This is a genomic window from Moorena sp. SIO3E8 (assembly GCF_010692445.1).
In the GTDB taxonomy this organism is placed as follows: Bacteria; Cyanobacteriota; Cyanobacteriia; order Cyanobacteriales; family Coleofasciculaceae; genus Moorena; species Moorena bouillonii.
In genome coordinates this window covers 1-24,390 of record NZ_JAAHHM010000074.1, presented here as the reverse complement: position 1 = coordinate 24,390, position 24,390 = coordinate 1, and the positions used below count along the sequence as shown (strand labels likewise).

Sequence of the window (24,390 nt, the reverse complement as noted above, 5' to 3'; positions counted from 1 at the left end):
ATCCACCTGCAGTCAAATATGGCTCCTGGTTGGCTGATAGTAAGGTTGCTTTAATGGCAAAAAGCCATCACTCCACCACCAGACTTAGCGATGCAGCGCGGTCTTGGGGAGGCAGCGCGGTCTTGGGGGTCTCCCCCATGAGCGACTGCCGTGGTTTCCCCCATGAGCGACTGCATCAAGAAGAGAAAAATAGAAAAGACTTAGGTGAGCCGCTATTGGATTAAACGGTGCGACCCGTGGCGAATTTAATTACGGGTCAAGCGCACCGGGTAGGTGTCAGCTGACCTGCTATCCTGATAGAATGCCACCAAAGCTATTGATTTGATTTATCTTAGCGGGTGATTTATCTTGGTTTCAAATCCTGTACTGAAATCGTCTTATGACCGCTGTAACTCCCTTAGCTAATGCTCCGGATTTATCTACCGATAACTACCTGGTGGTAGGGTTAGCCACCTGCTTTATCAAAGAAGAGGGTGAAGTTCATCAAGTTCAAATTATTGAACCCATCCCCTCAGCCTCTCTAGAAGCACTGCTTAAAAGTGTTCCTACATCTTACTCATTGGCTTGTGGTACGACTCTAGGTAAAGTAATCTCAGGGGATAGCCTGTTCAAACCCGCTGAGTTTCCAGAGGATGCTCAGTTTTGCGATGATTTTACTAACCGAGCCCTCGCCGCTGCACGCACTTACAAGAGTTGTCCAGAAGCGATCGCTCATATTCCCCTCGGCACAACCTTTGATAACTTTAAATTTTCCACAGAACGCAAGCGGTTGCTAAATATGCAGCGAGTTGTTACTAAGGAAGATAATGTCAAACAGCATGAGTACACTCACAAGGTTCTTTAATCGTTAATCGATTAGTCCTTAGTTAATTGAAACAAGACTTAGGCTTGCACCCGTTGAATCGGGTTGATTGTATGGGCGCTATGGTCTTAACAATTATGCTTTGAAACAATTATGCTTTGAGCAATCACTAAGGACTAAGGACTATTTCTCTAACAACTTCCAGCCACCATCCCAGTCATCGTTAGGAGGTTCTTGAAGAAAACGCTGACAACGCTTCAGGTGCAATACAGAGGCTTGGTCATGTTTGTCATATTTTTCTAGGATAGTGCCAAACTCACCCATGGCGAGGGCGAACTGTCGCTGGAGGTAATACTGACGGCCTTTGTAGTAATGTTCAATGATGCGTGCTTTGTACTCAGAAATCGGTTCAGATTTTAGGCCCACTAATTCATAAACGGATACTGGCTTGGTCTTGCCCTTAACAATTACCTTGTCCAATTCCCTAGCCCAGATTTGGTCAAAACAGGCTCTGTAAGTATTCTCACTAATTAAGATGTCGCAACCGTATTGCTTGCTAGCCGTTTCCAAGCGAGCACCTAAATTGACTCCATCACCAATAGAGGTAAACTCCATTCGTTTAGTTGAACCCATATTACCACTAATGACGCTATCGGAGTTGATGCCAATGCCGATCTTTAAAGGTTTTCGATTAGCTTCTTCACGTTGTTGATTAAACTCTTTGAGACGCTGGCGCATCTCTAAGGCAGTTTGCACTGCTCTCCAAGCATGATCTTCTTGGGGCAAGGGCGAACCAAAAACAGCCATAATCGCATCGCCAATGTATTTGTCGAGGGTACCTTTATATTCAAAAATTGCATCCACCATCGACTCAAAATAGTCGTTGAGCATACCCACGACATCTTCTGCCTTTAAACTTTCGGTCAAGGCAGTATAGCCACGAATATCTGAGAACAGAACTGATACCTCTTTGCGATCGCCTCCTAATTTATGGTCATCAAGCTTAAGTAATTCCTCTGCTAACTCCTGGGTCATGTAGCGATACATGGTAGTCTTGAGGCGTTTTTCATCACTAATGTCATCCATGACTACCAACGCACCATAGACATGGGTTTGATCACTGGCATCAGCAATAGAGTTAATCGAGAGATTCACACAATGCTTGGTTGATTCTAACCCCTGGGAAATCAGGGTTTGGTCGGGGTAGTACTGACGGCTGTCTTTTTCTGTCTTGGCAGTTAAAGCATTCTGGAGCCATTGAGCAAAATTTCCACCTTTGATGTTAATTAACTGACTAACCAATAACCCCTCCAAGCTGTCTCCAGGGTAATACCCCAGTAATTTCTTGGCACTTTCATTGGTAGCGATAATCTTACCGGTTTTATCGGTGGAAATAACCCCATTACTGAGACTGCGCAGCATATCCCGCTGAATTTGTTCCTGCTGTTTGATGGTGGCAAACAGTTTCGCTCGCTGTATGGCTACCCCAGCTTGAATATTGAACGCCTTCATGTAGTCTTCATCAATTCCATTAAAACTTGCTTTCCAGCATTCGGGAGCTTTCGGCCAATCATTTGGATTGTAGGGCTCAAAGTCACCGCTTTTTTTCTTGTTGACTAGTTGGGTTACACCTATTAACTCTTGATTGGAGTTATACACTGGCATACACAACAGGCTACAGGTGCGATAACCAGATTCCTGATCAACTTTTTTGGAATTGTTAGAATTGGGATGATCGTATAGGTCAAAAGGAATATTTAGAGCTTCACCGCTTTGAGCTACCTTCCCGGCAAAGCCAACACCCATTGGGATCCGGATTTCTTGGGAGGAACCATCCGCTTGGGGAATTTGCGCCCACAGTTCATTACGCTCTCGGTCAATCAGCCACAGGGTACTACGGTCGGCCTTCATCAGCGTTTTCGCCTCATCCATCACCCGCTTGAGGGTTTCGTCTAGATCCAAACTGCTGAGATTGAGGGATTCTGTGGCTTTGATCAGTGCTGTTGCTGCTCTTTGTCTCTGGGTAGCTCGGTACAACGACTTGGAAGATTCTAGAACCAGCCGCATCGAAGGAGCAAAATCCCTAAACAGTTTTTGATCTTCGTCAGTAAAGCCCTGTTGATCAATTTTTTCGTTTAAGGAAGCGTTCTGTGTATAGGAATTTTTGACCTTATTAAGTAATTGGACTACGGCAACTAAATCCCCCTGTCGATTCAACAGGGGCAATGCTAGCAGGGTATAGGTGCGATATCCAGTTTTTTGGTCAGACTTTTTCGCAGTATTAGAACGAGGGTCATCATAAAAATCGTAGGGAACGTTAACCACCCGTTTGAAAGTAGCTACTTCACCAACAATGCCCTGATCAGCTGGAAATCGCAGTTCTCCTAAGGTGTTGTTTCCCTCTCCCTTTGCCACTACCGACCAAAGTTCGTGCTTGTCTTCATCCAGAAAAAATATTGTTACTCGGTCGGCATTCATTAACTCCGCCGTCTTGATAGTAATCGCATTCAAAATCTCCTGGAGAACCTTCTCAAAATCTTGGTTTTCCAGTAGAGCGTCCAGCATCGACAGGGTTTGATTGACGATCTGGAGTGCGCTTTCTACACTTGGGACTACTTGTTTTAAACTTTCCCGGTTTAAAGGCGCTAGGAAGTTAGATATCCCTTGTCCCGCCGCAACTAGCGAACCGGCTGCTGAGGAATTTGCCTCAGATATGCTCCCCTTTTCCACCTGATTTGAATTGTGTTGATAAACAGATGCAGCTACCATAGAATTATCCTGCGCTAAAGCTTTTGATTTGCTGAAGCGATCTAATGATGGCGTCTTTTTGATACTTATTGACTCTTAGATTGATACTTATTGACTCGTCAGAGCCAGTTAACCGAATTGATCTGGGTTTAAGGCTAATCTGTTGATTACCTAGAGAGCACCTTCTATGCTGGCCGCTGAGTAGATTTTTTCTGATTGAGAGTTAAATATGGCCTGATTGGATTATAGTGCATTCTAGATTAATTTGTCAGTAGCTTAATTAATCAATTGCGATCCAAGTATTAAACTAATGCATCATAACCTCACAAGTTTTAACAGTTAGCTCTCTGAAATTTTCGTTGCTTGGCCAAGGTCCTGTTTTTCCACTGTGCATGTCTTACGCCAGCTAGCAGCTTGGGACAACAAGGAAGCCGCAAAATTCATAGCGTCTTGAGCCGACTGTCCACCAGCTAACTGTGCGATTTCTTCCTGCCGCTTTTGGGGATGATTCAGGAGGCTAATCCTCACTACAGTTCTAAGCTCGGGCATTCCAGATTCCGGTATTTGGGTAACAACTTGAGTAGTGCCAGGAAGGTTACCTTGAGGGGAAGATGGTTGTTTCAAAATGCTAGAAATTGGTTGAGCAATCACCTGTTTATCCACCCTAAAATGTTGGTCTGCCATCGCAGCAATTAACGGTTGGTGAGTAACACAAAGAACTTGGTGGCGTTGACTGAGTTGGTAGAGTCGTTCTGCGATCGCTCCTGCTACCCGACCAGAAACCCCAGCATCAATTTCATCAAAAATTAAGGTTGTTCCTGGCTCATTACTGCTGGAAAAACAAGCTTTCAGTGCCAGTAAAAATCGACTCATCTCTCCACCGGAAGCCGTCTTAGCAAGAGGTTGCAAGGGTTCTCCGGGGTTGGGCGAGAAGTAAAAGGTTACTTGATCTCCACCAGCTGCCGTGGGTACAATGGCGCTGATTTCCACTGTAAACTTGACCTTCTCCATAGCCAAGGGCTTTAACTGGTTAACCAGCTGTTTTTCCAGTTCTGACCCAGCCCTATAGCGCAATTTTGTCAGTTGATCACATTCATCGATCACGTTTTTCTGACTCAAGGCGTAATTTTTCTCTAATTCTTCTAGAGATGCACCTTCACTGCCTAATTTTTCGAGTTCTGCCTGTAGGGTCTCATAGTGAGCGATTGCCTCAGCAATGCTTGGTCCATATTTGCGGCAAATTTGTTTAAGAACCCCAATTCTTTCCTCCACCACTTGGAGACGTTCCGGATCAGTCTCTAGTCCATCTCCATAGGCATTAATCTGATGGGCAGCTTCCACCACTTGAGCCAATGCTCCACTGACTAGATCTAGCAGAGGTTGCAATTGACTATCATAGTCTACCATATCCTGTAAGGTACTTTCTGCTTGACCCAATAAATCAGCACTTGCTTTTGTCCCTTGATCATTATGGTAAAGTGCTTGATAGACTTGGTAACTCCTCTGCTGGAGTTCCACAACATGGTTCAGACGTTGGTGTTCATGTTCAAGCTGTTCAAGTTCCTCAGGAGTGGTAAGGTTGGCAGCACTGAGGTCTTGAATTTGATACTCTAACCAGTCCAGACGTTGTAGGCGTTCTTGCTGAGACCTTTGCTGTGTCTCTAGAGCTTTCTTGGCCTCTTGACAAGCTATATACGCAGATGCAACTCGATCTCGCTGTTGGATCACAAGGGAACCGCCGTAAAGGTCGAGTAGCCCTCGTTGGCGTGCTGGCATAATTAGCTGTATGGTTTGACCCTGAGCAGTAATTTCTACCAAGCGCTCACGCAGTCCCTCCATCAGTTGCCGATTGACTATCGTGCCATTGACCCGAGAACGCGATCGCATGCCTTTCTCTGTTGCGGTAATCTCTCGGCTACAGACTAAATCGGCTTGATCAAGTAAGTCAATCTCTTGCTCACTCAACCAGGCTATCAAGGGGTTATCTACCGAGAAGGTGGCTTCTACCAAAGCCCGTTTAGTCCCTGTGCGAATCAGCCGATTGGTGACTTTTCCCCCCAGGGCAATATCAATGGCATCCAAAATAATGGACTTACCCGCACCGGTTTCCCCAGTCAACACATTTAGACCAGCACCGAATTCCACGTCTAAGTGGTCAATTAAGGCAAAGTTGTGAATTCGCAAATAAAGTAACATTGAGCAAAATTCACTGTTGGGAAAATTGTGATATTAAACACATTTTGTAACAATTTCGGAAAAGTCACACCCTAATACCCAATTGAAGTCATTGGGTTAACTCTAGTAATCGTTGACCGTTCACCATTCAGTTTATCGTCAACTGTCCACTAAAAATCAGTATTCTTACCCAGGAATGGGTTATTCCACCATTGTGGTATGAAGATTGCCGAACCTTTATTAAGTTTTAATGATATCCCCCTTTTGTTACAATAGTTTACAGAATCGCTTCTGTTGGTCCGTCGGAAATATCTTCTTATGAATCCTAAAACAGTTTCCCCAACTTCTCATCAAGCACTAGACTCAGAGGCTGATGCGGACAAGTCATTGGTGCCAGTGTCGGGCAGCAATAGCTCAGTTGAGGAAGAGTTGAGCTCGACAACGGGATCCTCTGTCTTGGAAACAGACAAACCACGCTACGACCCGTCGGCGATCGCAGCCCAGTACCAGAGGGCATACCTGCTAATTCTACGGCGGTCTTTCACCATTATCTGGTCATTCATATCGTTTGCTCTCGGTCTGTGGTGGGATCGGTTTCGCGGTCGGGATGTTACCGAGAACCGAGCCAGAGCGATTCAACTGCGGGAAATTTTAACCGATCTAGGACCAGCTTACATTAAAATCGGACAAGCTCTTTCCACACGACCGGATTTAGTCCCACAAGTTTTCTTGGATGAGTTGACGCTGCTACAAGACCAACTCCCACCTTTTGAGAATGAGGTGGCTTATAAATTTATCGAGGAAGAATTAGGCGATCGCCCGGAAAATATTTTCGCTGAACTGACTGAAAAGCCTGTGGCAGCGGCTTCCTTAGGACAGGTCTATAAGGGCAAACTTAAAACTGGCGAAACTGTTGCGGTCAAGGTACAACGACCAGGATTGGCACATAAAATTACGCTTGATCTCTACATTATACGCCTTGTTGCACAGTGGGTACAAACCAATGTCAAGCGGGTGCGCAGTGACTTGGTTGCCATCATGGATGAGTTTGGTGCCCGTATCTTTGAAGAGATGGACTATCAGCATGAAGGGCGCAATGCTGAACGCTTTGCCAAGCTTTACGGCAAACTACCAGAAATTTATGTTCCCCGAATTTACTGGGACTACACTGGGCGTCGTGTCCTGACTATGGAATGGATAACGGGTAGTAAGCTGACGGATATGGAGAAAATCAAGGCTCAAGGCATTGATGCCAAGCACTTGATTGAAGTTGGGGTAAACTGTTCCTTGCGACAGCTACTGGAATACGGATTCTTTCACGCTGACCCTCACCCTGGAAACCTGTTAGCTACCTCTGACGGCAAGCTGGCTTATATTGACTTTGGGATGATGAGCCAAGTCAAGACGTATCAGCGCTATGGTTTGATTGAAGCTGTTGTTCATCTGGTCAATCGTGACTTCCCTGGTTTGGCCAATGACTACGTGAAGCTGGAGTTTCTGACCCCAGATACAGACCTGACACCAATTATTCCTGCCCTAGCCAAGGTTTTTAACAATGCCTTGGGAGCTAGTGTGGCAGAACTCAACTTCAAGAGTATCACTGACCAGTTATCAGCTTTGATGTATGAGTATCCCTTCCGGGTACCCGCTTACTATGCCCTGATTATTCGCTCCCTAGTCACCTTAGAAGGGATTGCCATTAATGTTGAGCCAGATTTCAAAGTACTCAGTAAAGCCTATCCTTATGTAGCCAAGCGCCTATTGACGGATTCATCACCAGAATTACGGGCATCCTTGAGGGATTTACTGTTCAAGGATGAGGGTTTCCGTTGGAACCGTCTGGAAAACCTGTTGCGTAATGCTGGAAATTCTCCAGATTATGATATCAACCAAGTCTTAGATCAAACCCTAGACTTTATTTTTTCAGAGCGAGGAGCCTTCATCCGGGAGCACTTGGTCAATGAGATTGTCAAGGCTATCGATAGCTTTGGAAGGCGGACATTGGATAACGTCAGTTATGCCTTGCAGGAACGTCTAGGCTTAGAAATAAATAATCAAGATAATCAAGACAAGAAGCCAGAAGATAAACCCGAAAGTACTGAGAATATCCAACGGATTTGGCAAATTTTACAAGACACTCCTGGTTTTGACCTAATGCAATTGTTGCCAGTTATTCCTCAAGTGTTCCTAAAACAGGAGACCCAGGAAATGGGACAAAAAATTGCTGGTGGTTTGGCACAGCGAGTGATTGCTCGGATGATTCGGGAGGCTTTACTCCAGGATAATCCCGACAATGACACCCTTAACGGTCATGGGCAGGGGTCAAACCCTAACTTGGTTTTGCCCCCCACTGCTGCAATGCGATAGATTACAGCAATATTATTTGGTTGAAGGTTGAAGGTTTAAAGTTGAAGGTTGAAGGTTGAAGGTTGAAGGTTGAAGGTTGAAGGTTAACCGGTTGAAGGTTAACCGGTTGAAGGTTGAAGGTTGAAGGTTAAAGGTTGAAAATTTAAAGTTGAAGGTTGAAGGTTGAAGGTTGAAGGTTGAAGGTTAAAGGTTAACCGGTTGAAGGTTAAAGGTTACAGGTTACAGGTGACGCGGTTACAGGTTACAGGTTACAGGTTATTAAACTTTAAAACTTTCAACCAAACAACCTTGGCCTATTGGCCACGCGATCGCTCGACTGCGGGACGAAGTCCATCGCGTTCAACCTGACAACCAAACAACCTTCAACCAAACAACCTTCAACCAAACAACCTTGGCCTATTGGCCACGCGATCGCTCGACTGCGGGACGAAGTCCATCGCGTTCAACCAAACAACCAAACAACCAAACAACCAAACAACCTTAAACCATCCAACCTTCAACCTTCAACCATCCAACCTTCAACCATCCAACCTTAAACCTTCAACCATTCAACCTTCAACCTGACAACCTGACAACCTGACAACCTAAATCTGGCCAACAAATCCGGAATCTAACAACTCCAAGACGTAGGTTACAGTATGACTAAGAGGGATTCATCTAGTTTAAACCTATGTCTAAACTACAAGAAGCATTGCAATTCATCGAGAAAATTGAAAGTGAGAACCCTGGTAAATCCGCTTATGAAATTGTTAATCATTTGCGTGGGTACACTAAGAAGGAATATACTAGTCGGTTATGGAGTACAGCTACGGGGTATCACCAAGAGTATATTCGAGATGAATTTGAGGGAAAACTCAATATCAATGAATTAGTATTAAGTGGTGAAATTACTGACTTTGGCCATTTTATCGGTTCCCTTTCTGATCAAATTGATCAGCCTGGATTCCAATGGTCAGATTTCACTAGTTGGACTGGTGACCATACTTCATGGGCTGGAGATATTGGTTCGGCTATTGTGGCCTATCGAGACCCCAATGACAACATAGATGTTAACAGTGTCGAAGAAGCTTTGGATAGGTTAGCCAGAGATTCTGATTATACTGCGGATATTGCAGCTTACGTGGTAGGGAAGATGATTAACTCTGGTAAGCAATCTTCTATTACTCAGGCGATTTATCAGTATAATTCCAAGTCCTACTCAGAAAACGTTAGGACGTTTATTAAAAAGCGCTTTGGTGCAGTTATTGAAGAGGATAAACTTAAGAATCCGGCTGGACTTGATTCAAAAATGCGTAGCGCTATTTCTACCTATATTCAGTTTTCTTCAGCCTATGAATCCTTAAAGTCTCTCAAGGATTTAGCTAAATTACCTCTAAATTTAGGATCAGAAGATAACTCTATACCTAATAGTGTTGATATTTTTAAAGGTTCTCAACATTTTATCAAGCATATAGTCAAGTATGGCAACTTAGATAGTTTACTATTCAAGCCATACCAAATACCTGGGATGTCTTGGCTAGGAACCGTGAACTATGAAGTTAGAGTAACTGGCTGACTTAACTAGTTCATTAGTGTTAAATCGGGAATCGGGAATCGGGAATCGGGAATCGGGAATCGGGAATCGGGAATCGGGAATCGGGAATCGGGAATCGGGAATCGGAAAAAAGTAGTTTTTGGGGCTTAATAGTATTTTTAACTATATTATATATCATAGTTTTACTAAATTCTAAATACTTCTACGGTAAAACTGGTAAAGCCCGATTGATCATAGTGGCGAGTGCCTCGTTGCAATAAAGTCTGGTTAACCAGCCAATCCACTGCCACAAAAAACGCTTTTCCACTCTCTACCTGTGCCGGACAACTGATTGAAATACCGTTAGTAAAGTGTAACCTCAGGTAATCTTCAGGTAAATCGTCTAAGGGTTGCCATGAGGTTACTATTGGGGCTGAAATTTGCCAGTCCGGGGTTATTGTTTGGACTGTTCCTTGCCAGTCGCTACTAATTTGATGGGCGGGAGGTAGAGTAGCCACATTCACGAAATGTCCTAGGTGTTCCGGAAAGACAGTAAAGCGTTTCAAGCTGCCACTTTCATCGTATTTGGCAATCGCAGTAGCACGACTATTTTCAGATCTTAAACATATATCGGAAAAAAAGGTGGAGCCGGATTTTACTTTGGTGGAACCCCAGGAAAAGCCGTTGTCTAAAAACAAGCCAGTTGTGATAGGTTGCTTGTAGGGCCCAAAGGTCTTTGTCTCTGTATTGCCACTAGCATAAGTATAGTGATTTTGCTGATGTATTTCACGACAATCTGCTGTCGGACGAAAGCTTCTAATACAGCGCCAAGATTCTATGACGTCTCCTGTGGTTGAGTATCTAGTCCAAATCCCATACAAGTCTCCTGAATAATATCGACAGAACTTCTTCCAATTTTGGAGTTTTCGATCCATAAGTTTATTCTATAAAATACAATCGGGAATCGGGAATCGGGAATCGGGAATCGGGAATCGGGAATCGGGAATCGGGAATCGGGAATCGGGAATTGGGAATCGGGAATCGGGAATCGGGAATCGGGAATCGGGAATCGGGAATCGGGAAGTATAAAATGCTAAAACCGTGTATATTATAGTTATTAAAAACACTGTATATAGTTTTGTTTTTTATATAGATAAATTAAAGATTTTAATTTAAAAAATATTATCGGCATCATAGGTATATTTTTCTAGATTAGTAATGTCTTAGGTCAGTGTCTGGATAATTACCTTTAAGAAAACTATGTCCCATCTCCCCATCTCCCCATCTCCCTATCTCTCCATCTCCCCATCTCCCCATCTCCCCATCTCCACATCTCCCCATCTCCCTATCTCCCTATCTCCCTATCTCTCCATCTCTGATTAATTACTCTTTAAGGTTAAGCCGGATAACTTACCAGATGAATTATAATCAACTAGAAGTTGTTGTCTAATATTAGGATTAACTTGCCAATCTCCAATCACAACGAAAGACATTCCTGGTTTCAGTTTGGACGGATAACTTAATGATATCCCATCTGGATAATAAAAGGTTTGATGGTCTGGATATTCCCAAGCTAAATGAGTTGGTGTTGGCTGAGATAGTTGGGTGACTGGGCTAAGGGTAATTGCTAATCCTTTTTCCCCATTAATTATATCTCGATGGGGGATTAACTCTGGGTTAAGTGTCCAATGATCACAGGGCTTTTGCAAATCCTCCTCTCGGACACTGACTGTTTTAGTTAATTCCCCATCTGAGTTATACACTACTAGCAGACTATGGCGTAATTCTTGATATCTAAACCAGAACTCTACTGCAAATAACTCTCCTGGTTCAAATCGATTTACTGTCCAAATAGCCGACCCTTGCTCAAACATATACATAAAGGATGCTTGAGCGGTTTGTTCAGCTAAACCATTGATTAAACTATTGGGAGTATTCTGGTAAACCTTCTCCTCTTCAGTTCCATTGTCATACATATATACGTTAGTTTGGGTAATTTGAGTCTGCTCAGGATTAATGATAGAGCATCGACTACCTACAAAGGATTCCATCACTTCACCTTCAGGGGAATAAATTGTCCAAGACCCATACCAATTCCGTAAATGATGGGTGATAAAATTAGTCCAGTTATGCTGCTTTAATTGTTCAAATGTCTGATTCATGTTTTTTTTTTAAGTTTTATTACAAAAATAAATAAGTTTCAGAAATTCGGTAATGGTTAAGTGAAGTGAAGTTAACCTAATTTTGGTCTAGAACTAACAATAAATTATCTCAGATAGCAAAGGGAACAGCGAATCACCGGAACAGGAAACAAAAATTATCACAATTCCTACACAGATCCGTAGATATCCGGTTTTTTATACTGTTTTTGAAAATCTGTCCTATTAATGGGGTTGCTGAATTGAAGTATGAATACGCGATCGTCTGGTTTTGGTAAAGCCCTCGTGGGTCCCCATCTGCAAAAAAGCGAAGCATCCGCGCTCTTCCCCCCCCGGTGCGCTTACAGTCGTCGAATTAAATTCGCTCTTTGTGCGTTTTCCAATAGCCGGGGAACCTGGCCTTGGGTTGCGTTCGGGTCGGACCGCAAAATTGGGGGGCTAGGGCGTGTTTTCAAACTATAACCACAATAAAATTAATGTGATCGTCAACATAGCTGTATAATTTTCAGCAAGCAAATCGTATCGGGTAGCGAAGGGAGCGAAATTGCTTGATTCGATTGATAGCAAGCTCTACAAGGTTCCGTTGACGATAGATTTCACGGTTGAACGGACCGCGACGTGGTTCATTTGAAAGTCGTGGTATGGTAAGGCGGATACCACGACGACGCAGGTAATTACGGATTCTACGACCTGTGTAACCTTTATCTCCAACCAATCTTAAAGGACGAATGCGCGGACGGCGGAGCCCAGAACGCGGGAGCAGCACCTTGTTCCATCAATTGTTCCAAAAAAAGCGACTCGTTTCGTTGACCTGGACTTTGAAGAAATGTTAGCGGTTTACCAAAACCAACACAAGCGTATGTGTATTTTTGTACCTTAGCCTCCGCGAGAACGCCCTAATTTTTCATCTTCAGGTGCGACCCGTGGCGAATTTAATTCGACGACTGTAAGCGCACCTTAGCCGTTTTTTTTCCCCCAGCTGCGTGTTGATGGGTTTGAAGTTACCGTAAGAATAAAGAAGCCTTAATTAATAAGTTTTAACCCTTTTACCCATAGTTTGTCCCCTGTAAAGGCTTCTTTATTCTAAGGCGCGCGTCTCTCACGTATCACGGTGCCATCCACCTAGTGAACCTCCCAATCAAGATTTCCTCGATGATCAGCGATTGCTTGCAGATTTTCTAATATTTGGTTCCAGATTCCGGTTTTCACCCCATCGGTAAAACCTGGTGGCGACGCTTTGCCACTTGCCATAATCCCTAGGTAAGTCTCGCCACGGTGCACCTGTTCAATGTACCCACAGAATTCCGTTGATAACTGTGCGGTGGTCAAAGTTTGGCTTACCTGTATGGGGTTTTTGTGGTGGTAGTAAGCGATGCAGCGCGGTCTTGGGGGTTTCCCCCATGAGCGACTGCATCAAGACACGGTTTTAACCTCTGCCACTGTTCAAAACTTCACGTCCCCTCGATTCATGAATGCACCCTGCGTTCACACTACTTTTAGGATACAACGAGGCAAGAAAACACGCCCTAGCTCGATTTTGTTAATTGAACTATATATAGTCATTTTTAGCCATCGCATTTATCTATTGCGCTATAAATTCATGGATGCAGGTATTGGGTGAGTATCGATGGTGGGGATTCTGCTCTAATTTTGCTTGTAAGCCCTGGTTCCAGGTAAGGGTGGAGAGAAGAACCTCGCTTCGCTCGCGAGCCTCCTGCGGCGGCTTCGGGGAATGGGTGAGTGCGGGTACTGGTTTTTTATTTATTTTACTCTACCAAGGTACAAAACATGGTTAAAAAAGACCCGCTAACGCGGGTGCAACGAATATAGATTTATAAAAATCAAATAATCAAGCTAGATATAAATTTAGTTTGTTAATAATGGATGGTTAATCCCATAAAAAATAGGTATTTTTGATAACACTATTCACCCATAATACACCCCCATTTTATTGTATCTCAGTAATTTGAAATAAAATGAGCTGTACCCCGGTACTAGAGACAGCTCTCGCCATATTTCCTATAGTAATACCCTTTACCTACTGTGGTTATTTATCTAGCGCCATAGCTTCATGGATGTAGGCGTTGGGTAGGCGTCCTGGAAAATGAGTAAGTTCGGAGCGGGTGAGTACATCCGGGGAACGGGTATGGGCTTTGGGTTGTTTCAAGTTACTGAGGTACAAAGACGGCTGAAAAAACCCCCGCTAACGCGGGTACTCAAGAATATAGATTTTGAAAAATCAAGAAATCAAGGGATATATAAGAAAGTTCATAAAGTTCATAAAGTTCGTATGAACTTTTGGTATTTTAATTTTTGGTTCATTATCATACTATTGAATTGTCGGCGATCAAAGACATCAGGTTGCAATTATCTCAACTGTCTATAACTTGATGGAATGGGCTGATGGCAAAAGTATATTAGTAACGGGGGTGTAATTATGTTTCATGCAAAAAAAATCTTGTTATCTCTAAGTAAAATTATTATTCTTACTTCAACCACCTTTACTTTTGCTAGTGAAGCTTTAGCTATACCTACGATATTTTTTCAAAGAAGTAAATGTCCTTCTATTTATGCAAATATGTCAGCTGCTTTTCGTCGCCGAAATAATCCTATAATTTTACAACGCACCACTGTCAAAAGTCGGATTCGCAAAAATAGGCGTTTGTCTTGTGGAAAATTCAAAAAAATATGGGGTCCTCCACCAAAAGGCTTTAATTGTGATGAATATCCATTTGCAAGTACTGTGCAAGGTGGTGCTGGTGCCCATGCTGGATACGTTTGGGCAAACCAAAATAGTAAGCAGGGAGCTTCATTAGTAAAATTCTATCGTCAAGAAGGTATTGGACACGGGAGTTCTTTTCAGGTTAGGATAATCGGACGGGACAGCACATATATTTTTCCATATAACAGAACTCCTACCTCATGCGGTTTTTTTGTTAATGATTTTCCTATTGGTCGCAACTTAAAGCGACGTAGAGAATAAGGTTTTTTATGAACCTATCCTACTAATATATTTTATCTAAAAAGCTTAAGTATTTTAGTAAATCAAGCTTTTTAGATAAAATTAACTCAAATAAGTATTTTATAATAGTGGGATAAGTTCATGGAAGAGGGCTGGATTAAAAATGGGTGTTACACATCTCAAGTTAGCCTTACACGAGTGCATCACATATTTGTAAAAAAAGATCTGAAGTGTGGTGAATGTGGAAATTTTTGCCTAATTGCAAAACTGAGATGCACCTGCCTCACACAAACATTTGATACCTTTTATCTAGTGAAACCTATTTTAAATATCTACGATTGTGGATATGTTATCCTATCACAAATGTAATTGAAGCTAAATAATTTGATATGTCAATAATACTAAACAATGAAAACACATTTGACTGGAATTTATTTTTAAACCGTTTGAGCTGTAGGTTATTAGAACGATTGGAAAATGATGAATTTTTTAGCCTATCATCATCTATTATTAGTAATAAGTGGTTCGGTTATTATGGAGCTACAAAAAGTGAAATTTTAACTCTTGAAAATCGTTTAAAAAAAACAATACCACCTTCTTATCGAAGTTTCTTAGCTGTTACTAACGGTTGGGGTAATGTAGATTTGACTATAAACAATAAACTTTTATCAACTCAGGATGTTAATTGGTTAGCTTTAAATAACCAAGAGTTGATTGATATTTGGAAAAGTGAAGATGATTGTGATTCTATATCTGATGAAGAATATTTTATTTATGGGGATGAACAAGATTCTACTTCATTCAGATCTGACTATTTACAAACAGCATTAGAAATTGGTGGTGATGAAGAAGGATTATTCTTACTTAATCCCCAAATCGTATTTGATAATGGTGAGTGGGAAGCTTGGTTTTTTGCTGACTGGCTTCCTGGTGCTAATAGATATAAATCTTTTATCGATTTGATGCAAGATAGATATAATAGTTTACTTGAGTGTGAAAAATTTCGAGAGATTTCTTTATAAAATAGCTATAAAATTTTCATATTTACTCTCTTGGTCAGTATTTCTAATCTTAGAGATTGTTCCGAAAACCTCTGGATAAAAACAATCCCACCCATTTCTGGGTGGTGTTAGTTCTCACAGCTTTAACCCAAAGTACCATTAGGACGCTTCGGCTTTTATTAGTTCAGTCACCAGGACATGTGCCTCTGTATATTTTGAGCCTTTTCGCCCGCCTTTGCTAACTTTCCAAGCAATTTCTACGGTTTTAGGTATTGAGCGAGTTTCAGCGTATAGCTCTTTGACTGCACGAGTCTGTAATTCAGTTAAAGGCTGGTTTCGTATATCGGGCAGCGGAAACAGTACTTGTTCCCGAGCTGGGAGGTTTGGTAAATGCTCGGTATGCTTAGAGACATCAATAAATGCTGCTTGTAGACGGAGGGGTTCCTTTCCAGGCACAACCAGGAACCCATCTCCTTTTCCTAGCAGATGGTTACTGGGTAAATTATGACCAGTAATCAGTTTCCCATCTCCCTTGGTCACAGTCTTCATCGTTAATTTAACTGGTAGGTTGTCCCGAAATGCAGTAGGTAGTCGTTTACCATCTGGCTTTTGCGTTCCGGCGAACACGTGGATACCTAATGCCCGACCTTTGGCAGCCAGTAAGGTCAGATGGTTACGGGCAGTTTCCCTCAACTCTTTTTCTTGGTGCGCAGTCAGGTCAGTTATTTCATCGTTAAAAATTGCTATGTGAGCAAGTGGTTTGGGGTAGTCTCTGATGTTTCCTACCTCAGCTTCACGAAATAATCCCCCACGTCGCTCCATTTCGTCTACCAATTTCTGTAGCAGTTCCACAGCTTCTTCTGGTTCCTGACGGGGTGACAAACAACCTTAAAAGCTTTACTGGGTGTGGGGTGTGGGGTGTGGGCGAACGGGAAACATCAGGAGCTTGAAAGGTTGGTAGCGATGCATCGCTTTTAGGCATAGCGATTTAGTTTTTTTATCGTAACCACGTTCACTTTTGGATTCTATAAATTGTCGTCCCCATTCGTTACATTTAGGTGCGACTCGTGGCGAATTTAATTATTAATGGGTCAAGCGCACCTTTAAATTCTCCCGTTCGCGTAGCGTGGCCATAGGCCAAATAGGTTTATTTTAAGCTGACCGCTGACCGCACCTCAAGTAGCGTGGGGGTAGCGCATATGCTTACGGTCACAGTTGGAGAACCTATGAACTATGTACTATCACAGCAAGTTAAAACCCATGAGGGGGCTATAGCTTTTTTATAAATGCTCTGCATAAGTGATAGCTCCCGATAGATAGTCCTTTTTAGCACACTTTATTTCTCTGAAGGAGAAACTTGTTATGACAGCTGGGATGAATTCAGATCCCCCCAGAGGTCAAAACCTCGCCAGCACCATACTACTGGTAGTGGCTTGGCTTTTGGGCAATATCTGCGCGCTGCACTGGCTATGTGAGTCATTTAGGTACGCATCACTGCTAAATCTGATGCTAATCGGTATTGTGCTCATGGCTTGTTTGGTACAGCTATGGCGCGATCGCTTAATTATAACTGTGTCAGCAACTCCTACCTTAAGACTCTATCCCCTGTTGCTAATGTTAGGGTCTGGGATTAGTGCGATCGCATTCAGATGGTTGGTGTATATCCCACAACTCAACTTACTCCTATTCCTACTGGGCAGCTATGGGTTATGGGGCTTGTTTATCCCACCATCCCTTTGGCGTAAAGGGTTAGCTGCTGCAATTTTAGCTAAACCGCGAGAAGCCCCGCACTTTACCTGCGGAGGGTAAGTGTCGCATGGGAAGCGCGGGGCAAGGGTCGGAACGTCGAAATGCCAATGTGATATATTAAAAATGGTAGGGAAAATAAATTAAGAGCTAATCGCCACCTACCAACTGAAAATAGAACTTTTTTTGTATTGTTCCGGCGGGTCGGGGCATCCCGTGTCGTTAATAAAGTTTACCCTTGTATCCTCAGCATTAGCTGGAGTTGGTAAGAAGCCCGCGCTGTCGAGTTAGGGCAGCGTCGGGAGTATGTCACTTTAACAGTGGTTTGGGTTTTCCATTAAGGGATGGCTATGCTTGGTTTATGGAATCAGCAACTGCTGAGACTACTGGTCAAACTGGATTTGAACCACTGGCGGCCAGGCAACTTATCCTAGGGTTGAGTCGAAACCTGAATGGTTCTCTAGAAGAACTGGATCGGATTCATGGCATAGCCAAGACCTATGACATTGTCAGTCCCTATTCATCCATGATTGTGCTGGTGAATGATGAGCAACGAAAGATGCTCAAAGAAGCAGAAGCGTCGAGCGATCGCTTTGACCGAGAAGTGGAAACTGGGGAAGAACAGTTGAATAAGCCGTTTAATCCGTTTAGTGTTTCTGGTGTTCCTGAACCGGAGGTATGGATGTTGATTTTGATCAGTGCGATCGCACTTTTGATTATTAGTAGACGGCAAAAAATTACTGTTGACGGTTAATCCTCAATAGTTGTCAATTATTTCATCAATTAGCAAGTGGCGTAGGGTGCGTGATAAGGCGGAATCGGCCTGATTTTCTCGGTTCCCAGTGTTGAAAAACCGAGCCCCGTAACGCACCACCGCCTCTTTGCCCTTTTTACTTTTTCAAACAACACGAGCAAAAATCTCTCCAGCAACTCGCTCCGCTGATTCCAACGCTGATTCCCTACCAGGAGATGGGAGCCGAGTCATTAGTTTGTAGTGATTATTACATTATTTGATAATTTTAGTATTTCATTTTCTTGTTTACTATTACAATCCTCTTAAATAGTTTAATTTTTATGTACTTGCCATGGTAGCAAGAAGACTATTTAGCAAAATTGTTGAGGAATTCTAATCAATTGAACTGAGAGACTTGAATGAGTAATAGTCAGTCCACAGGATTGCCTGTTTGGGTACAAGAAAGAGATACAGTTATCGCCAATGATGCTGGGGTTGAATGGCGAGAGGGTAAACGCCCTGATTATGCCGAAACTAATGAATTTCTTAAGAAAGGTAGTAAATTTAATCATCCAGAAGGGTCTTTGGAAGCGATCGCTCAAAACTTAGTTAGAACTTTCGAGATGGAAGCCTCCTATAAAGCGAATCCTGAGCAGTGGTTGTCTATTGTTGCCGACCAGTTTCGGATGAGCACTAACGGTGGACCAAAGTACAATGCCCAGACTGTTGCTGATATCGGCACATACAACGTATTTCTTGGGGATACGGAACACTATCGCTCCACAGAGGAAACCTTTGAATCATCCATATAAATTTTCCATAACGCTTTTCCCAATGGCTTTCTGTGGGAACTGATGGAAGTGCTTTCCGGACCTCCTAATGTCACCTTTAAGTGGCGGCATTGGGGGACCTTTAGCGGTTCCTTTAAAGGTCATGAACCAACAGGAGAAACCATAGAAGTGTTTGGCATCAGTATTGCTCGGGTTACTGAAGACTTGAAGATTGTATCCTTGGAGCATTTCTTCGATAACAGTTTGTTTCTCAAGCAATTAACATCAGGCTGTCCCTTCCACTAAATTTTCAAAAAAATTAATCGTAGGGTGGGCAGTGCTTGACACCGATAAGATTAGCTGAATATCAAGTTATTAGGCACTGCCCACCGACTAAAATTTTAATAAAATTAATCGTAGGGTGGGCAGTGCTTGACACCGATAAGATTAGCTGAATATCAAGTTATTAGGCACTGCCCACCAACAGAATATTAACTATAAAAATCGTCTAAATTTTTAATAAAATTAATCCGATGGTGGGCAGTGCTAAATAACAATGTCAAAGGTGAATATGGGGAAGGTAAGCACTGCCCACCCTACATCTCTGCCCACCCTACATCTACTACATCTATATCTGGGCTGGTGGGCAGTGCTAAATAACAATGTCAAAGGTGAATATGGGGAAGGTAAGCACTGCCCACCCTACATCTCTACTAGATCTCTACATCAAATTAAACGCAATCGCACGAAATTTTCAATAATAAGATTAATCCTAGGGTGGGCAGTGCTTGACACCGATAAGATTAGCTGAATATCAAGTTATTAGGCACTGCCCACCGACAGGATATTAATTATAAAAATCGTCTAAATTTTTAATAACATTAATCCGATGGTGGGCAGTGCTTGATAAGAATTGAAAAGGTGAATATGGGGAAGGTAAGCACTGCCCACCCTACATCTCTGCCCACCCTACATGTACTACATCTAGATCTTGGCTGGTGGGCAGTGCTAAATACCCATTGAAAAGTTGATTATGGGGAAGGTAAGCACTGCCCACCCTACATATATAGCTTAAAACTGACCCAATAATTAATAACTAATATATAGCAATAAAAAAAATCGGTCAAGTTCTGGTTAACCCCAAGTCTTGACCGATTTTTAGTTTGTAAGCTTCCACAAGTACAGCTGAGCTGCACTCAACTCTAAATCACTACTGATAAACTATCGAATTAGTCAGCAACTACTCGAAAGTAACTAGATCCCAACTCATCCTTCATCCTGATGTATACCCCTCCACAAAACAATTTTCACGATTCATAGTCGCCAGGGCGACGCCCTGGCAATTTACTATCCTAGTTTAGGTATAAGTATCGAATCAAAAAGGTCATAACCTGACCAGATTTTCCGGTAGGCTCGAAAGCGCTCCACTCGTCGGGATAGGCGTATTTAAGGGAATAGATAGCATTAATTGTTTTGCGAACTTGTTTAGGAGAACCGACCAAGATGTGCTTGACTTTCTTAGGTTTGCGACCTGGGTTATTAGGGTTGGTATTTTCATCGGAGTTGGGTGGAAGGTTGTTATTCATCAGTAGTAATTCCTTAAAACTGCTTATTTATTAATATATAAATAACTTAATTTAATGTCAAGGGGTTTAGGAAAATTTTTTTATTATCAAATTGGGCATGTATAGAATATAAAATAGTTTTAGATTTTTAATAAATAAAAGTCATCGTAGGGTGGGCAGTGGTTTTATAGAAAATTAGCTAAATCTCAGGTGATTAGGCACTGCCCACCCTACATCTACATCTACATCTACTACATCTACTTCCCTGGTGGGCTGGCTGCAAGAGCACTCTAATTAAAAGTCTAAATTTTTAATAAAATTCATCCGATGGTGGGCAGTGATCAATACCAATTAAAAAGCTGATCCGGTACGAAAGTCACCACTGCCCACCCTACATTTATAACTTACCTAATCATTCTTGGAATGGTCAAATTCATAAACGTAAAACAGCCGACTTAACCTTTTAAATGAGTAGCCTATGGTTGCTAGAATAATTGCTCCCGCAATCCCTAGCCAGAATCCGGTTGAAGGTATCACTTTCAAAGGAGATATAGTCACGGTATCTGTAGTCATTGCCATCTTAAATGCTACAGCCCGGGCATCCATAACTATTCCGATTAATAAACAGAGCGCCGCCGCTCCATAACTGATTACCACAGCACGATTGATATTGGTCAGAGCCTTTTGACAAACAACACAATCTTTAGTATGAGTTGACCACACATCAAAAAGCTGCTTTTTATCTAACTCAGCATTGGGAAGTTGATCATTGATACCTGAATCCCAAGGAATTTTACCTCCTGCTCTCGTTTTAAACCACTGACGAAAGGTGATTACCATTTTGTCTTGAGGATTGGGAGTATAAACTGTCTTGAGCCAGTCTTGCTGTTGTCGTCGAGCCAATATTTTTTCTTGGTAGTGAAGGAATACTAAGTCTTGATGCAAAAATACTGAAGCCAAGACATGACCCAACCAAATTGGCATTGGTAAGGCAAAAAATCCTAAGCCTTCTGGTGTTTTTCCCGCTTCATTCTTGACTAAGACCTGACAACCAATATGACGACACCAGCCAGGACGAGTAGGAATGGCATATAAGGCTAAGATTAATTTTCCGCCATCGTTATAGTTAGTAACAATTCTCATATGACAGGGAGGTTGAAAGTCATGAATTGCTTCGGCTACCTTTTCAACGGTGGGGTTAATAGCAAAGGAAAATCCTTCTTGAGTGGATATTTCCCTAAGACCAGGCATATCATAATACTTGGCATCTTCATAGCGACTACCCATAATACCGTGATGGGAAACCGGTACGTGAGCGGGATCAGCAACATTTTCCATGAAAAAGTCCCAGCCATAGGGCAAGTCGCGGATATTCCAAAATAGCTTGACTACTCGATCGGAATCTGATTCTAGTTCGGGAATTAAACGGGGTTTTCTCAACTGACTTTCCTGTTGAGCCTTGGTTCCCGATTCTGGCCATACCCAGAGTAAACCTTGATTTTCCTGAGTTGGATAGGCAACAGCACAGGATTTAGGATTCGAGCAGTTTTTAAGTTCAGTCTCCTGGTCTTGGGATTGAGGAATACTAACACAATTTCCTTGAGCATCAAAACGCCAAGCGTGATAAGCACACAATAAGGTTCCATCAGACTCCACACGCCCTTCAGAAAGAGGAGCTAATCGATGGGGACAAAAATCTTCAAAACAACGCCATTTACCAGACCCATCCCGCCATAACACTAGCTCTTTACCCAGTAACTGTATTTTGTGAGGACGAGATGGCGCAAGGAATTCAACAACAGCTACTGGATACCACTGCTTTGTCCATTGAAATGTTTCGTCTTGTTTGAGGTGAACTTGTTCCCTTGACTTATCAAGACTTTCGTTCAAATTAGTTAAATTGGCTTCAATCGTCATACTTTTCGGGAATACTTTGTTCACAAAGATAACAGCGCTTGCCGTAACTTCAATCATTATCCACCGAAACTAATCAATCTGAGGCAGGTGGGCAGTGCTTTATACCAATTAAAAGGCTGACCATCTCGAAGGGAACCACTGCCCACCCTACATCACAGGCTGCTATTGACTATTTTAGCTAAAATAGCTATTTTAGCTGACAGGGGGACATAAAGCTTATAACGTAGACAGTGCTAACTCTATAGCCCGCTCACCTTTCTTGTAATAGTTGAGCCAACGACGGTTAATTTTCAAAAGTTCGTCCACTATTTTTTCGCACAATCCCCTTAAGCGAAGCCACGAATGCTGATGTTGGCCAACATAAAAAGCGCTATGTCGCCTTTGTCCACTTGATTGGGTTTCAGGCCTGACCACATATTTTTGAATTCCCATCTGCTTAATGTCTCGCCCTTGAAGCATCGCACTGGTATAGGCAATCGCCACAACAATCATCAATTTTGAGAGATGCTCACTTGTGAGTTTAGACCCTTCAAGACTATAGCCTCCCGACTTAAAATCTCGAAACATTTCCTCAATTGAAAATCGTCTTTGGTAGGCGACAATAGCCGTATCTAACTCATCAAAGTTAGTTAAAATATACCAAGGCTCTTTCGTTTTAAATCCCTGGTACTTTCCCTTCCACTTACCGGCTATATTAAACCTCCCAAATCCTTTTTGTTTGGTAACCTGGCAGTCCTTAATAAACAGCTTTACTCCTGGCTTAAGCCCATAGTCTTTCAACTTTTGTTCCATCTCAGTATCGTGACAAACAAGCGTGTTAGATTTCTGTCTCAAACAAAAGTATGCACCCTCCAAGCTCAGCCAGTTGCCCAGTTTGGGTGAACAAAATTCCCGGTCCCCTAAAACCACCACCCTATAGTTGGAGAGTAACCCAAGACTTTTCCCCAAAACAGATGTTTGCTCATCAAAATTACTGCTGCCTTTTTTCTCCAAGAACTCCCAGTAAATCGGCCAGGCTCGATGATCATAGATGACGCTAACCATCAAGATATTAATCACCCCCCAGCTAGTGCGGTCTATTGCCAAATATATTCTATCGTTCGGTTTAAACATCTCTTCTAGAAGAGCACTTACACAGGGAAACCATATTGAAACTATGTTAAACTCTCTTAGTCGCAAAAACCGACGTAATTTCTTGCGACGACTCTCAAACAAAATAGGTAACGGTAGCGCTTGAGCTAACACTTCTAGTTTGACCTGTCTGAGTAGTTGTAGGCTCGCAACGACTAAGGTCACCAACAAATACCTGCTGTGATACAGCTGATTTTGTAGAATTTTCTGGTATGTTTTAGCTATCATTTTTGGTAGATAGGTCAGGGTTACTATATTTGACCTATCTTTTTTTTGATTACTCTGCTGTATCCCTTGCTACACAAGGGTTATAACCGCTATGTCCCCCCGTCAGCTATTTTAGACTTTATGTCTAGTATTTTTACCTAAAAAGTTATGAAAATCCTTGGAGTATCTGATGCAAAAAACCGTTTTGGTGAACTGTTGGATTTAGCTCGAAGAGAGCCAATACAAATTCCTAAAAAAGGACGTAAGGTTGCTGTTGTTATTTCTATAGAAGAATTTGAAAGGTTATTAGAATTAGAAGAGGAACTTATAGCTATCAAAGCTAAACAAGCACAACAAGAAGGGTTTATTGGGCTGTCAGAAAGTGAGCAGCTTTTGGAGGATATTATATAGAAATTATTATTTGGGTGACTGACAAAGCTTATCCTTTTAAGGCAAGAGGCAAGAGGCAAGAGGCAAGAGGCAAGAGGCAAAAGGCAAAAGGCAAGAGGCAAGAGGCAAGAGGCAAGAGGCAAGAGGCAAGAGGCAAGAGGCAAGAGGCAAGAGGCAAGAGGCAAGAGGCAAAAGGCAATATTA

General features: G+C 42.4%; 25 protein-coding genes and 2 pseudogenes. 13 read left to right on the top strand and 14 right to left on the bottom strand.

The features are described from left to right. Positions 1–50: 50 nt before the first annotated feature. Entirely contained in the window at positions 51–176 is a 126-nt protein-coding gene (locus F6K46_RS25430; RefSeq protein WP_293064221.1) for a hypothetical protein, read from the bottom strand. 203 nt (positions 177–379) lie between these two features. Between F6K46_RS25430 and F6K46_RS25425 the strand changes: the two genes are divergently transcribed. Next, positions 380–844 (top strand): hypothetical protein, encoded by a 465-nt coding sequence (locus F6K46_RS25425; protein WP_075897125.1) that lies wholly within the window; start codon positions 380–382, stop codon positions 842–844. Between the two features lie 141 nt (positions 845–985). Here the strand turns inward: F6K46_RS25425 and F6K46_RS25420 are convergent, their stop codons facing one another. Further along, complete coding sequence (locus F6K46_RS25420) at positions 986–3,571, bottom strand: adenylate/guanylate cyclase domain-containing protein (protein ID WP_293064216.1); 2,586 nt, start codon at positions 3,569–3,571, stop codon at positions 986–988. Positions 3,572–3,889: 318 nt separating this feature from the next. Next, on the bottom strand, positions 3,890–5,746 hold the full coding sequence (gene recN / locus F6K46_RS25415; RefSeq protein WP_293064214.1) for a DNA repair protein RecN: 1,857 nt from the start codon (positions 5,744–5,746) through the stop codon (positions 3,890–3,892). A 297-nt stretch (positions 5,747–6,043) separates the two neighbouring features. Between recN and F6K46_RS25410 the strand changes: the two genes are divergently transcribed. The 3 genes from F6K46_RS25410 (at position 6,044) to F6K46_RS25400 (ending at position 9,647) form a co-directional block, all read left to right on the top strand. Next, positions 6,044–8,092 carry an AarF/ABC1/UbiB kinase family protein gene (locus tag F6K46_RS25410; RefSeq protein ID WP_293064211.1) on the top strand — a complete coding sequence of 683 codons (2,049 nt, stop codon included), beginning with the start codon at positions 6,044–6,046 and terminating at the stop codon, positions 8,090–8,092. 296 nt (positions 8,093–8,388) lie between these two features. Continuing rightward, complete coding sequence (locus F6K46_RS25405; RefSeq protein WP_293064208.1) at positions 8,389–8,628, top strand: hypothetical protein; 240 nt, start codon at positions 8,389–8,391, stop codon at positions 8,626–8,628. Between the two features lie 134 nt (positions 8,629–8,762). Next, complete coding sequence (locus F6K46_RS25400; RefSeq protein WP_293064206.1) at positions 8,763–9,647, top strand: hypothetical protein; 885 nt, start codon at positions 8,763–8,765, stop codon at positions 9,645–9,647. A 19-nt stretch (positions 9,648–9,666) separates the two neighbouring features. On the opposite strand, the gene F6K46_RS25395 is transcribed toward F6K46_RS25400, so the two are convergent. The 7 genes and pseudogenes from F6K46_RS25395 to F6K46_RS40255 all read right to left on the bottom strand — a co-directional run. Then, the gene (locus F6K46_RS25395; RefSeq protein WP_293064203.1) at positions 9,667–9,804 is read right to left on the bottom strand and encodes a hypothetical protein; all 138 of its coding nucleotides are present in this window, start codon (positions 9,802–9,804) and stop codon (positions 9,667–9,669) included. A gap of 7 nt (positions 9,805–9,811) precedes the next feature. Then, positions 9,812–10,540 carry a DUF3598 family protein gene (locus F6K46_RS25390; protein ID WP_293064200.1) on the bottom strand — a complete coding sequence of 243 codons (729 nt, stop codon included), beginning with the start codon at positions 10,538–10,540 and terminating at the stop codon, positions 9,812–9,814. Positions 10,541–10,549: 9 nt separating this feature from the next. Further along, positions 10,550–10,732 (bottom strand): hypothetical protein, encoded by a 183-nt coding sequence (locus tag F6K46_RS25385; protein ID WP_293066174.1) that lies wholly within the window; start codon positions 10,730–10,732, stop codon positions 10,550–10,552. 85 nt (positions 10,733–10,817) lie between these two features. Then, positions 10,818–10,946 carry a hypothetical protein gene (locus F6K46_RS25380; protein WP_293066177.1) on the bottom strand — a complete coding sequence of 43 codons (129 nt, stop codon included), beginning with the start codon at positions 10,944–10,946 and terminating at the stop codon, positions 10,818–10,820. A gap of 38 nt (positions 10,947–10,984) precedes the next feature. Continuing rightward, positions 10,985–11,767 carry a DUF3598 family protein gene (locus F6K46_RS25375; RefSeq protein WP_293066180.1) on the bottom strand — a complete coding sequence of 261 codons (783 nt, stop codon included), beginning with the start codon at positions 11,765–11,767 and terminating at the stop codon, positions 10,985–10,987. A 513-nt stretch (positions 11,768–12,280) separates the two neighbouring features. Further along, a pseudogene (locus tag F6K46_RS25370) lies at positions 12,281–12,530 on the bottom strand (transposase); the annotation flags it as partial. 390 nt (positions 12,531–12,920) lie between these two features. Next, positions 12,921–13,010 (bottom strand): annotated as a pseudogene (locus F6K46_RS40255) (hypothetical protein); the annotation flags it as partial. A 126-nt stretch (positions 13,011–13,136) separates the two neighbouring features. On the opposite strand from F6K46_RS40255, the gene F6K46_RS25360 reads away from it, so the two are divergent. The 3 genes from F6K46_RS25360 to F6K46_RS25350 all read left to right on the top strand — a co-directional run bounded on the left by F6K46_RS25360 (position 13,137) and on the right by F6K46_RS25350 (position 15,748). Next, positions 13,137–13,385 carry a hypothetical protein gene (locus F6K46_RS25360; RefSeq protein WP_293117469.1) on the top strand — a complete coding sequence of 83 codons (249 nt, stop codon included), beginning with the start codon at positions 13,137–13,139 and terminating at the stop codon, positions 13,383–13,385. 816 nt (positions 13,386–14,201) lie between these two features. Next, positions 14,202–14,747 (top strand): NucA/NucB deoxyribonuclease domain-containing protein, encoded by a 546-nt coding sequence (locus F6K46_RS25355; RefSeq protein WP_293066189.1) that lies wholly within the window; start codon positions 14,202–14,204, stop codon positions 14,745–14,747. A gap of 368 nt (positions 14,748–15,115) precedes the next feature. Beyond that, entirely contained in the window at positions 15,116–15,748 is a 633-nt protein-coding gene (locus F6K46_RS25350; protein WP_293066191.1) for an SMI1/KNR4 family protein, read from the top strand. Between the two features lie 138 nt (positions 15,749–15,886). Here F6K46_RS25350 and F6K46_RS25345 read toward each other — a convergent pair whose 3' ends face one another. Beyond that, the gene (locus F6K46_RS25345) at positions 15,887–16,609 is read right to left on the bottom strand and encodes an FtsK/SpoIIIE domain-containing protein (RefSeq protein WP_293066193.1); all 723 of its coding nucleotides are present in this window, start codon (positions 16,607–16,609) and stop codon (positions 15,887–15,889) included. 480 nt (positions 16,610–17,089) lie between these two features. Here F6K46_RS25345 and F6K46_RS25340 point away from each other — a divergent pair, with 480 nt between their 5' ends. From F6K46_RS25340 to F6K46_RS25320, 5 genes are all read left to right on the top strand, one after another. Beyond that, complete coding sequence (locus F6K46_RS25340) at positions 17,090–17,536, top strand: hypothetical protein (RefSeq protein ID WP_293066196.1); 447 nt, start codon at positions 17,090–17,092, stop codon at positions 17,534–17,536. 199 nt (positions 17,537–17,735) lie between these two features. After that, entirely contained in the window at positions 17,736–18,227 is a 492-nt protein-coding gene (locus F6K46_RS25335) for a PEP-CTERM sorting domain-containing protein (protein ID WP_293066199.1), read from the top strand. 398 nt (positions 18,228–18,625) lie between these two features. Beyond that, positions 18,626–19,018 carry a hypothetical protein gene (locus F6K46_RS25330; protein WP_293066202.1) on the top strand — a complete coding sequence of 131 codons (393 nt, stop codon included), beginning with the start codon at positions 18,626–18,628 and terminating at the stop codon, positions 19,016–19,018. Further along, a complete protein-coding gene (locus tag F6K46_RS25325; protein ID WP_293066217.1) occupies positions 19,019–19,282 on the top strand; it encodes an ester cyclase in 264 nt (87 codons plus the stop codon). Between the two features lie 250 nt (positions 19,283–19,532). After that, entirely contained in the window at positions 19,533–19,787 is a 255-nt protein-coding gene (locus F6K46_RS25320; RefSeq protein ID WP_293066205.1) for a hypothetical protein, read from the top strand. A 541-nt stretch (positions 19,788–20,328) separates the two neighbouring features. Here the strand turns inward: F6K46_RS25320 and F6K46_RS25315 are convergent. The 3 genes from F6K46_RS25315 to F6K46_RS25305 all read right to left on the bottom strand — a co-directional run bounded on the left by F6K46_RS25315 (position 20,329) and on the right by F6K46_RS25305 (position 23,817). Continuing rightward, complete coding sequence (locus F6K46_RS25315; RefSeq protein WP_293066208.1) at positions 20,329–20,562, bottom strand: hypothetical protein; 234 nt, start codon at positions 20,560–20,562, stop codon at positions 20,329–20,331. Between the two features lie 387 nt (positions 20,563–20,949). Next, positions 20,950–22,515: a Rieske 2Fe-2S domain-containing protein gene (locus tag F6K46_RS25310; RefSeq protein ID WP_293066210.1), complete on the bottom strand. Its 1,566-nt coding sequence runs from the start codon at positions 22,513–22,515 to the stop codon at positions 20,950–20,952. A gap of 159 nt (positions 22,516–22,674) precedes the next feature. Continuing rightward, positions 22,675–23,817, bottom strand: coding sequence for an IS4 family transposase (locus F6K46_RS25305; RefSeq protein WP_075897714.1), 1,143 nt, complete (start codon positions 23,815–23,817; stop codon positions 22,675–22,677). A 147-nt stretch (positions 23,818–23,964) separates the two neighbouring features. Between F6K46_RS25305 and F6K46_RS25300 the strand changes: the two genes are divergently transcribed. Then, positions 23,965–24,207 carry a type II toxin-antitoxin system prevent-host-death family antitoxin gene (locus tag F6K46_RS25300; RefSeq protein ID WP_293066215.1) on the top strand — a complete coding sequence of 81 codons (243 nt, stop codon included), beginning with the start codon at positions 23,965–23,967 and terminating at the stop codon, positions 24,205–24,207. Positions 24,208–24,390: the final 183 nt, after the last annotated feature.